The sequence below is a fragment of the Finegoldia sp. P3-F-LR genome (assembly GCF_052932165.1).
Map to the genome: position 1 here is coordinate 21,812 of NZ_JBRFJE010000020.1, position 10,338 is coordinate 32,149.

At 30.0% G+C, this 10,338-nt stretch carries 10 protein-coding genes and 1 pseudogene; 9 read left to right on the forward strand and 2 right to left on the reverse strand.

What is annotated here, in order from left to right; all coding sequences use genetic code 11:
* Positions 1-5 precede the first annotated feature (5 nt).
* From ACU68U_RS07635 to ACU68U_RS07665, 7 genes and pseudogenes are all read left to right on the forward strand, one after another.
* Positions 6-266, forward strand: a complete 261-nt coding sequence (locus ACU68U_RS07635; protein ID WP_002835237.1) for a hypothetical protein — start codon at positions 6-8, stop codon at positions 264-266.
* Positions 266-1,594: a 23S rRNA (uracil(1939)-C(5))-methyltransferase RlmD gene (gene rlmD, locus ACU68U_RS07640; RefSeq protein WP_446763079.1), complete on the forward strand. Its 1,329-nt coding sequence runs from the start codon at positions 266-268 to the stop codon at positions 1,592-1,594. Before ACU68U_RS07635 ends, rlmD begins: the two co-directional genes overlap by 1 nt.
* Before the next feature lie 44 nt (positions 1,595-1,638).
* A pseudogene (locus ACU68U_RS07645) lies at positions 1,639-2,667 on the forward strand (S66 family peptidase).
* 268 nt (positions 2,668-2,935) lie between these two features.
* Positions 2,936-3,592, forward strand: a complete 657-nt coding sequence (locus tag ACU68U_RS07650; RefSeq protein WP_446763080.1) for a hypothetical protein — start codon at positions 2,936-2,938, stop codon at positions 3,590-3,592.
* Positions 3,593-4,015: 423 nt separating this feature from the next.
* The gene (locus tag ACU68U_RS07655) at positions 4,016-4,546 is read left to right on the forward strand and encodes a GNAT family N-acetyltransferase (protein WP_154272405.1); all 531 of its coding nucleotides are present in this window, start codon (positions 4,016-4,018) and stop codon (positions 4,544-4,546) included.
* 75 nt (positions 4,547-4,621) lie between these two features.
* On the forward strand, positions 4,622-5,062 hold the full coding sequence (locus ACU68U_RS07660; protein ID WP_154272406.1) for a GNAT family N-acetyltransferase: 441 nt from the start codon (positions 4,622-4,624) through the stop codon (positions 5,060-5,062).
* Between the two features lie 229 nt (positions 5,063-5,291).
* A complete protein-coding gene (locus tag ACU68U_RS07665; protein WP_154272407.1) occupies positions 5,292-5,699 on the forward strand; it encodes a nuclear transport factor 2 family protein in 408 nt (135 codons plus the stop codon).
* A 46-nt stretch (positions 5,700-5,745) separates the two neighbouring features.
* On the opposite strand, the gene ACU68U_RS07670 is transcribed toward ACU68U_RS07665, so the two are convergent.
* Positions 5,746-7,986, reverse strand: a complete 2,241-nt coding sequence (locus ACU68U_RS07670; RefSeq protein ID WP_154272408.1) for an FtsX-like permease family protein — start codon at positions 7,984-7,986, stop codon at positions 5,746-5,748.
* Positions 7,986-8,681 (reverse strand): ABC transporter ATP-binding protein, encoded by a 696-nt coding sequence (locus ACU68U_RS07675; RefSeq protein WP_154272409.1) that lies wholly within the window; start codon positions 8,679-8,681, stop codon positions 7,986-7,988. Before ACU68U_RS07675 ends, ACU68U_RS07670 begins: the two co-directional genes overlap by 1 nt.
* A 223-nt stretch (positions 8,682-8,904) precedes the next feature.
* On the opposite strand from ACU68U_RS07675, the gene ACU68U_RS07680 reads away from it, so the two are divergent.
* Both ACU68U_RS07680 and ACU68U_RS07685 read left to right on the forward strand, forming a co-directional pair.
* Positions 8,905-9,771 carry a hypothetical protein gene (locus ACU68U_RS07680; protein WP_278725354.1) on the forward strand — a complete coding sequence of 289 codons (867 nt, stop codon included), beginning with the start codon at positions 8,905-8,907 and terminating at the stop codon, positions 9,769-9,771.
* 25 nt (positions 9,772-9,796) lie between these two features.
* A complete protein-coding gene (locus tag ACU68U_RS07685; RefSeq protein ID WP_446763081.1) occupies positions 9,797-10,213 on the forward strand; it encodes a hypothetical protein in 417 nt (138 codons plus the stop codon).
* Positions 10,214-10,338 lie beyond the last annotated feature (125 nt).

The following is a 10,338-nucleotide window of genomic DNA, read 5'->3' on the forward strand; positions in this document are numbered from 1 at the left end:
AAATTATGTCAGAACAAATAGAATTTAGATTTGATACACAATTATTAATAGCAGGAGAAAACTTATCAAGCGATACAATTAGTGAATATATTACAGAACATTTCAAAGGCGATTGTCTTTTGGTTGTAGGTGGCGATGATTTGATTAAAATTCATTTCCATACTAATGAACCTTGGCAAGTATTGGAATACGGCCAATCAATCGGAGATATTCACGATATCGTCGTAGAAAATATGCAAAGACAAGCAGACGGTCTACAAGGATAATGAAAAAAATTTTAGAGGCAAAAGTAGAATACAATGTATTTCCGAACAAGGGAATTTGCAAAATAGACGATAATTTGTATTCTATAAAGAACACAATTCAAGGACAAACAATCTCTTTTCAACGAAAAAGAAAGAAAAAGGGATTTATTGAGGGAAAACTAGTTGAAAAACTAGAAAACTCTCCTCTTGAAACTATTGAAGGTTGCCCTGTAAATGAAAGATGCGGCGGTTGTATTTATCAAAAATTAGAGTATGATGTGGAGTGCGATTTGAAGAAAAATACACTAACAGAATTGTACCAAGATATTTACGATGAAAATATCACTTTTCATCCATCGCCTATTTTACAAGGCTACAGAAACAAAATGGAATACACTTTTGGAGATAGTGTTAAAGGTGGTCCGCTTGTTTTAGGACTTCACACTAAAAACAAATTCTACGAAATTACAGACACCGTAGATTGCAATATCATTGATGAAGGCTTTAACAAAATCAGACAAGCTGTTCAAGAATATTTTCGTGACAAAAATTACGAATTTTTCAAAAAAATAAAACACACTGGACTTTTGAGACACTTCATAATCAGAAAAAGTTTTAGTGATGATGAGTACATGATTAATTTGGTAACCACAAGTGATGAGTTTGATGTGAATGATTTCGTTGAATTTGCAAAGCAAATCGACAACAGAATCGTGTCTATTTATCACACAATTAACGATAATATTTCTGATGCAGTAATTGTCGACAAATTAGAATTGTTGTACGGCAAAGAATATTTGACAGAAAAAATAAATGGCTTGGAATTTAGAATTTCTCCATTTTCATTCTTTCAGCCAAATCCAGCACAAGCAGAACAAATTTACAACAGGGCTTTGGAATTAGCTGGAGATTTGTCAGGAAAAAACGTCTACGATTTGTACTGTGGAACAGGAACCATCGCACAAATTTTTGCAAAAAAAGCTGAAAGCGTAATCGGAGTCGAAATAGTTGCTGAAGCTGTCGAAAAAGCACAAGAAAACGCAAAACTAAACGGATTGACTAACACAGAGTTCATCTGCGATGATTGCTTGAATTTTATGGAAAAAGTTGAGAAAAAAGACGTAGTAGTTCTCGACCCACCAAGAGATGGAATTCATCCAAAAGCAATCGATAGATTAATCGAAATCAATCCCGATAAATTCATCTACATTTCTTGCAATCCGATAACACAAAGAATGGACTTGGACAAATTTATCGAAAAAGGATATAAAATCAAGTCATTGGAGTTCTTCGATCAGTTTCCAAGGACTTACCACTGTGAAGCTGTTGTGCTTTTATCAAGAAAATAAGAATATAGGATATTTCTACTTTATTTAGAAATTTGGAGGAAATAATGATAAAGAAAATAGGAGTTGTGAGCTTATCAAGTGGTGTTTTGGGAGAAAGTTTCGTTGAGCATGAAATAAAAATAGGAATAGACAGATTAAATAAGCTAGGAGTTGAAATAGAGTTTTTACCTAATTCTTTGAAAGGCATTGATTTTTTAAAGAATCATCCGGAAGCTAGGGCAGATGATTTGCTGCTTGCTTTTGAAGATGACACTATTGATATGATTTTATGTGCTATTGGTGGAGAAGATACCTATAGATTAGCTCCTTATTTATTTGAAAGAGATAGATTAAAAAATATTGTTAAACAAAAACTTTTTTTAGGCTTTTCTGACTCAACAATGAATCACTTTATGTTAAATAAGTTCGGCATAAGAACATTTTATGGTCAGGCTTTCTTGCCCGATGTGTGCGAACTATCTGCTAATATGTTAGCTTATACAGAAAAATACTTTTTGGAACTTATAAAAACAGGAAAAATAAATGAGATACATCCTAGTGAAGTTTGGTATGAGGCAAGGGAAGATTTTAGCGAGAAAGCTATAGGAGTAAAAATGAAAAGTCATAGTAATACTGGTTTTGAGCTTTTAAGCGGAAATCCTATATTTAGTGGATAAATTTTAGGCGGATGCATAGAATCAATATATGATATGTTCGATAATTCTAGATTTAACGATACAGTAGAAATTTGTAGCAAATATGATTTATTTCCAACCCTTGAGGAATGGGAGAATAAGATTTTACTAATAGAAACAAGCGAAGAAAAATCAAAACCAGATTTATATAGGAAAATGATACTTACTCTAAAAGACTACGGCTTATTTGATAAATTATCAGGAATACTAGTAGGGAAACCTCAAAATGAAATCTATTATGAGGAGTATAAATCTATTTTATTAGAAGAAATTACTAATAAAGATTTACCTATTGTCTATAATATAAATATTGGACACTCAACTCCAAGATGTATAATTCCTTTTGGGGTAGAAGCAGAAGTAAATGTAAGTAAACAAACTATATCCTTTAATTATTAAACAAAATTAAGCTAAGCCATGAGCTGTTTTTTCTACTTTAGAATGATTTAGTAAATTATAAGATGTTTATTGATCGGCATATTCCCTCATACGAGGCTTTTGAAAAAAATAAATTTTATCCATACTAATCACTCAAGCCACTGTTAGAGTGTGGTATTGATGATTATGGAGAAAAATGAGCAAAAAGTAATGATATTTACTGATTTTTTAAGGCGGGAAAGATTTTTAAAAAATTTAGTGCTAAAAGTTATGAGTTTCAGAGGTGTTAATGATAATGGGTTTAAAAGATGTAAGGATTGCAGAAACTCCTATATCCAATAATAGAAAAATTATAAATACAATTGCCGTATTCTTGCTAGGAATTATTTTGGGTACTTTTTCTAAATACTTGGACTTTCGTCAATCTGAACTTCCAAGCGTGCTTATGGCAATAGACGAGATTTCAGATCTTCATAATTTTCTTGGACGTTTTGCAATTTGGGTGTTGATTGCGATGTTTATTTCTATTTACAGCAATTCAGCCCTAAGAGCAGGTGTTAATGTTTTTATATTTTTTGTTGCCATGGTTTCAAGCTACTATTTGTATTCAAATTTTATTGCTGGATTTTTTCCAAGAAGCTATGCAATGATTTGGATTGGATTTACAGTTGTTTATCCATTATTAGCTTTTGTGTGTTGGTATGCAGGTGGTAAAAGTAAGCCGGCATTTATTCTGTCGGTATCGATTTTGGCAGTCTTATTTAATATGTGCTTTGCATATGGATGGGGATATTTCGAAGCACGTTCCATTTTAGAATTGCTCGTCTTTATTCTCGGATTTGTCCTTTTGAAAAGGGACTCATTTAAGAGTTCTCTTATAATGGGAACACTTAGTATCGTTCTTGCGTTTTTATTTCATATGGCTATTCCAATTCATTTTGGATAGATAAAATACAAAATGTCCCACCACGTATGGAAAGGGTTGTTCTTAATTAAATTAAGGCATAAAGTTCGATTAAGTCTAGTTCTTACAGAAATAAAATTTGTATGCATAGAAACTATAAAGATATCTAGAGTATTTTTAATTAATCAATTATAGGACATATTCCCACATACGAGGCTTTTGAAAAATAACCAATGTTATCCATACTGACCACTCAAGCCACTGCGAAGCTGTTGTTTTGTTAGAGAAAAAGTAGAAAAACCTTAGTGCTTGAAATCAATATATTATTGATTTTGTGGATTTATTATTAAAAGCTTAGTATTTTGAAATTAGTGGTCGAAAATTTCTTTCAAATTCTTGTTTGTAGCTACATTTTGGATATTGAGTAGGTTGTGTGCATGGTATGGATGGAATTAAGGAAAATATATGAAACTAAAATTAATTAAACTAACTAAAGAGTATGAATTAAAGCTTGGTGAGATGATCGATGAATGGAAGATTGACCAAGAAATGAATAACACAAACACTTCTCCGTGGTCAATATTTAAAAATGATTACCATGATTTTGACTATTATCTAAATAACTTAGAAATAAAATCTAAAACTGAAAATAAAGTTCCAGATTCAGTTTTCTTCCTTTTAGATGAAGAAAGAGATAGGCTTTTAGGAGCTGTAAATATTCGCCACTATTTAAATGAGTCACTTTTGAAAGAAGTTGGACATATTGGAGATGGAATAAGACCCAGTGAGAGAAAAAAAGGCTATGCCACAGAAATGGTAAGACTAGCTTTGATAGAGTGTAAAAAATTGGGAATTGAAAGAGTACTCATGATTTGTGATAAAGAAAATATCGGATCAGCTAAGTCTATTATTAAAAATGGTGGAGTTCTTGAAAATGAGTTTGTAAACTCAGATGGTAATACTATCCAAAGATATTGGATTAATATAACTGATTGAAGATAAGATAAATTGTAGATTTAATCAAATTGTGATAAATCATAAAATTCGATATTAAATTAAAGGAAAAATAACATGAACACAATTACCGTAAATGAAAACATCAACCTTATTCCCTATTTTGAAAATTACGATAGTACTTTGAAATGGTACGAAGATAAGGATGTGTGCAAACAAGTCGACAACATTGATTTCGTATATGATGTTGATAGGCTTCAAAAAATGTACAATTATTTGAATACTCATGGAAATTTGTACTACATTGAATACAAAAATGAATTAGTTGGAGATATTTCCTTGACTGATGACAATGAAATAACGATAGTTGTGTGCAAAGAATTTCAAAACAAACATATCGGACGAAGTTGTGTCAAAAAGATTTTGGAATTAGCAAAAGAAAATGGATTAAAATCTGTCACTGCAAATATCTATGCTTTTAACCACCAAAGCAGAAAAATGTTTGAAGCTGTAGGTTTTAAGCAAATCGATGAAGAAATATTTGAATACAAATTTTAAGCGACTAATCAGCCGCTTTTTTTGTTGCAAAAATTTACTAAACTATTATAAAACTTTTTAACTCATTATTAAATTGATATTTTTAATGCAACATCGTAATATACAATATCGTAATATGCAATATCGTAATATTGCATTGTATGATATTGTATTCTTGATTTAATTACCGTAATTTATTTGATTTGTGGTATCATTAATGTATAATAGAAAACTTTTAATGGAGATTGTGATGAATAATAGAGAATCAATTATAAAATTGTGGTTTAAAATGTGGCTGGAGCAAAAAGACTTTGGAATAGATAACATTTTCGCTGATAATGTTGTCTACACAGAATGTTGGGGTCCAAGGTACTCAGATAAAAAAACTATAAAGTTATGGTTTGATGAATGGAATACTCGAGTGAAGGTTCTAAAATGGGATATTTTACAAATATTTCATCATGAAAACCAATCAGTCGTTCAGTGGATTTTTGAATGTAAAATGAGTAATGGTGACTTTTCAAGCTTTGAAGGAATTTCGCTTATTTTATGGAATGATTCAGACAAAATTATTGAACTAAAAGAATTTCAATGTGATATCAACAATTACAATCCTTATGAAAATGGAAAAACACCTAAATTCAGGAATGATTTCTAATAGACATAAAAATCACCCCAAAGTTTTGTAGACTTTGGGGTTTCGTTTATCCATTTATGTTTTTCAATTCTTTTACCATATCTAATTTTGATATTTTTATTTTTTGCAATACTTGAATAGTCGCGAAAATTATTACGCTGTACAAAACAGATTTCAAATACATTTCAATTGGAATATCTGCAATTATATACGCGTCAAACTTCGACATTGAAATCAGAATAATGAATTTAATTATTTTATCAATCAAAGGAATCATAATTAATTGCAACACTACAAGAATTACAAATATTGCGTTCACGTAAATGCTAGTGATTTCAGTGTCACTATATCCAAAAATTTTGAGATAAGATATATTAAGTTTTGATTTGTCGATGATAATATTAGAAATGATGATTGTCATTACTAGATAAAATCCAACTCCAATATACAACAACATATCAAAAACTACTCCAAAGCCATCCAAAAAATGCTCCATAAACTTGGTCATTTCACCTTTATTTATTTCTGTTAATAAATTGGAATTAGAAATATCTAGTTTGTTATCTGATTGATATGCATTAAAATATTCGTTATTCTTTCCTATTAAACTGTTCAAATTTTCTCTTTTGGTAAATATTTGGTATAAATTATTACCAGGATCTTCTCCTTTTATCTCTAATTCTAGGATTTTGTTGTCGTATGGCTCCGTAATTTTGATTGTGTCGTGTATTTTGTAAGAAAATCTTTCTAAAAATCCTTTTGAAACTATTACCTCATCTGTTTTTAATTCGTGCAATTTGTTTATTTTGTACTGTGAATTATTGTCTAATCCATAAATCTGAACTTTCTTGTTGCCTTTGTTAGCTAACTCAACATTCAAAATTGTGGATTTGTCAGCTTGAACATTTGGTTGTTCCGTTCTAATGAAATATGTGTAATTGTATTTCATGGTATCTTTCAAGTTTTGAGAATATGTTTCGAAAATTGGTTTAACGGACAATCCAAATATTAATACTATATTTGCCAAGAAAACTCCGAAAATCAATGCTACAAGGTTGAATTTATTATCCAAAAGCACTCTTGTTTTGAATTTGTTCATTAAATCGAATTTGGTTAATTTCAGCCTAGATTTTCTGGCTTCTTTTTTGAAATTTCCCCTCAAAAATTCTAATGGAGTCGCTCTTAATTTGAACGATATCACTAAGAAATTAATTATAATGTAAATCGCCAACGGAACTATACAAGTAATCAAAAATGACCTCATGCTAATTACTGGTTTAAACTTTGGCAAATCAAAGCTTTGGTAATAAAGTGCAACGTATCTTTTGTATGCATAAGAATACGACACAATATTTCCTATAATTGCTGCAAATAATGTCATAATCACTGGCGTTATCATGTAATTTTTCAACAATTCTGTTTTGGTGTATCCAGAAGCTAGTAGTGTTCCAATTACGGATGATTCTTTTTCCATCAAACTTTTAACTTGAACCGCACTTACAAAAGCAAGTGCTACGAATAAGATTATCATAAAAGTTGTCATTGTTGGAACGTCTCCGTCCATATCATCAATTAAGTAAGTTATACAGTGATTATCGAATCGAGTAACTGCATCGATAACTGTATTTTCAGTCATAGCAATCTTCACTAAATCTTTTAGTTTGTCTGATGCTTCTGTTTTCGACAAAGTATCTCTTGTATGATAAGAGTAAGTATATTTGATTGGCACATTTTTGAATAATTTAAATCCATCTTCATTAAACAGACATGTTCCGTAATATCCAGTGTCCATCACAAGATCATCTCTGTTTCTAAGAATTGATGAGTAGTCAGGAAGAGAAATAACACCTGTAACTTTGAACTTATTGTTATTCAAATTTATCCAATCTTGTACTTTGATATTGTTAGCTCGTGCATAATTTCCAGAAATTGCAACCTCGTCATTCTTATTTGCAAGTCTTCCTTCTAAAATTTGTGCAATATTTATCTCTTTTCGATTGACAAAAGCTTTGAGTTTTTTGTCGCCGATATGTGAAATCTCGATATTAAAATTTTCATATATATCTACTTTTTCTTTTTCAAGTTTGGTCTTTAATTTCTTGGATATTGGATAAATTGTTGTAAATTGTCCATCTTCCACTTTTCCTTTGTTAATTTGCTCATAGTAAAGTGCTTTCGCTGAATCTTGTGAAGTAAAAAATGATGACGCAAACACCACCACAAAAACCATCGCCAAAATAATCGGCAAGAATTTCCCAGGATTTTTAACTATTTGTCTTCCTATCCTTTTGTTAATTGGATTTTTCATTACCAACTCACCTCGTCTGCCGAGATTTTTTCTGTATTATTTACGATAGTTTTGATAGATCCATTGTGAATGGATAGTATAACATCGCACATTTTGGAAATTTGTGTGTTGTGCGTGGCGATAATTACAGTTGATCCATAAAGCTTGTTTAATTTCTCGATCAATATTAAAACGTCTTTTGCACTTTCGTAATCCAACGCTCCAGTTGGTTCATCGCAGATCAATAATTTTGGTCTTTTTATTATCGCTCTTCCAATCGATGTTCTTTGAGCTTGACCTCCTGATATTTCGTTAGGATATTTGTACATGTGCTCTCTTAACCCCAAATCATCGATAAGTCCCTCAATATCTATCGGATTCTCAGATAAATATTTTCCAACTTCAATATTTTCCAAAACATTTAAATTGCTAACCAAATTATAAAACTGGAATACAAATCCAACATAATTTCTCCTGTACTTTTCAAGCTGCTTTTTATTGATAGAGTCAAGTTTATTGTCGAAGACATCTACAATTCCTTCATCTATTGTTTCAATTCCTCCCAATATATTTAATAAAGTTGACTTGCCTGAACCAGAAGGTCCCAAAACGCACACTATTTGTCCATCATTTATTTCCAAATCAATTCCTTTAAGTACTTCTAACGAATCTTCACCAGAGCTATAACTTTTATGCAAATTATTAACTTTTATCATTGTGCCCCTCCTATCAATAATGATTATCTTTATTGATATTATATCACTTTTGCAGTTTATTGGACTAAAAAAAATTTATAAAATTATCACTCATATCAAAAATACTTTTTGAAATTTTTGATTTTGCTGTTTTATAATAATTATTTTCATGTGCTTCGTTATTAAATTTCTGATTTATGGTATTATTATTGTATGACAGAAATCTTTTAAGGGAAAATAATATATGTTAATAGAAGCAACTTTACAAGATATAGAAAATTATTTTGATTTTTCATATAATTTATCACAAGATTTGACAACTTCAGCATTCCCAACTTATTTGGATGGTATCAAAACTAAAAATGATTTTTACAAATCAGCATATTCATCATTTTCAAAATCAAATTCAAAAATACTCTTATTTATAAATAATGATGAAGTGTTAGGTTGGATTGATTATTATTGGATTGAACAAGACCATTATTTAGGCTTTAATGTATTTAATATTCAAAATAATCAACAAGAAGCTATTGAAGAATTTATTGAATATTCAAAATCCAGATATCCAAACTATACTATTTATTTTGGTTTTCCTTCAGATAACACACTAAGTATTGAGTATTTAAAAAGCATAGATTCTGAAAAAATTGACGAAAACTACGTATACACTTTAAGTTTTGAAAAATATTCTCCTTTAGAATGTGATGGAGATATAGTTAGTGTTAATATTGAGAATTGGAATGATTTTCGAAATTTACATGATAACACAAGTGATATATACTGGAATTCCGATAGGCTTTTTAACGCTTTAAATTCAAAGTCAAATAAGAAATGGAATATTTTTTTATATTACGAAAAAAATATTTTAAAAGGATGTATTTATTTTGTGTACACGCCTTTACTTATGGAAATCTTCGGGATTGATTATAAGGATGATTTTGACGGAAATATAATGCGAAATTTATTGATTAAATGCTTGAATATATCAAAGTTAGATAATCAAAAACATACTACATTTTTTGTTGAAGAAAAGGAAAGAAAAATAGTTGAAAGTGTTGGTTTTAATTTCATAACGAAGTATGAATTGTATACTATTAGTTTAACCGATTAAATGTATAATTTTAAGGAGGGTTTTTATGCTTGAGTTTTTGAAAAAGGGAGTTTTTAGTGGAACTGATGAGTTTTTAGAGCAAAATAGTAAATTGATTTTGAAAACTTCAGAAAAAACATTCGACTCTCCCCTATTCGATATAGTTTTAGATGAGATAGACAAGATTTCAGAAGATGCGCTTAGAAATTACAAGGAAGTGAGATCTGGTAAGAAGACTTACTTTTTCTCTTTGGAATTTGTGGGCGAAAGTTTCATTCAAGCGACTTTCATCCCTGATGCTTACGAATGTATCTATCATATTGAATATATGAAAGATATCACTGATAGTTTGGTGAAGTGTGTCGATGACGTGAGTGTCGAAGACACAAAGGATTTGTTCAAGGACTTTTATGATGAAAAGCCTTTGAGTGATGATTTTGATTGGGAAGATATGAATATTTAAGACCAGCTATCAAATGTCAAGAGAAAATAAAAAATAATTTATCTTGAAATTTAAGGCATGTCAAACAAGCCTAAAAAATTAGGCTTAGAAAAATTTAATAAGAATTACACAACAACTAAATATTA

Bases quoted from the DNA above. Each gene is read 5' to 3' on its own strand.
- ACU68U_RS07635 (WP_002835237.1), top strand. From the start codon at position 6: ATGTCAGAACAAATAGAATTTAGATTTGATACACAATTATTAATAGCA.
- rlmD (WP_446763079.1), top strand. From the start codon at position 266: ATGAAAAAAATTTTAGAGGCAAAAGTAGAATACAATGTATTTCCGAAC.
- ACU68U_RS07650 (WP_446763080.1), top strand. From the start codon at position 2,936: ATGATAATGGGTTTAAAAGATGTAAGGATTGCAGAAACTCCTATATCC.
- ACU68U_RS07655 (WP_154272405.1), top strand. From the start codon at position 4,016: ATGAAACTAAAATTAATTAAACTAACTAAAGAGTATGAATTAAAGCTT.
- ACU68U_RS07660 (WP_154272406.1), top strand. From the start codon at position 4,622: ATGAACACAATTACCGTAAATGAAAACATCAACCTTATTCCCTATTTT.
- ACU68U_RS07665 (WP_154272407.1), top strand. From the start codon at position 5,292: ATGAATAATAGAGAATCAATTATAAAATTGTGGTTTAAAATGTGGCTG.
- ACU68U_RS07670 (WP_154272408.1), bottom strand. From the start codon at position 7,986: ATGAAAAATCCAATTAACAAAAGGATAGGAAGACAAATAGTTAAAAAT.
- ACU68U_RS07675 (WP_154272409.1), bottom strand. From the start codon at position 8,681: ATGATAAAAGTTAATAATTTGCATAAAAGTTATAGCTCTGGTGAAGAT.
- ACU68U_RS07680 (WP_278725354.1), top strand. From the start codon at position 8,905: ATGTTAATAGAAGCAACTTTACAAGATATAGAAAATTATTTTGATTTT.
- ACU68U_RS07685 (WP_446763081.1), top strand. From the start codon at position 9,797: ATGCTTGAGTTTTTGAAAAAGGGAGTTTTTAGTGGAACTGATGAGTTT.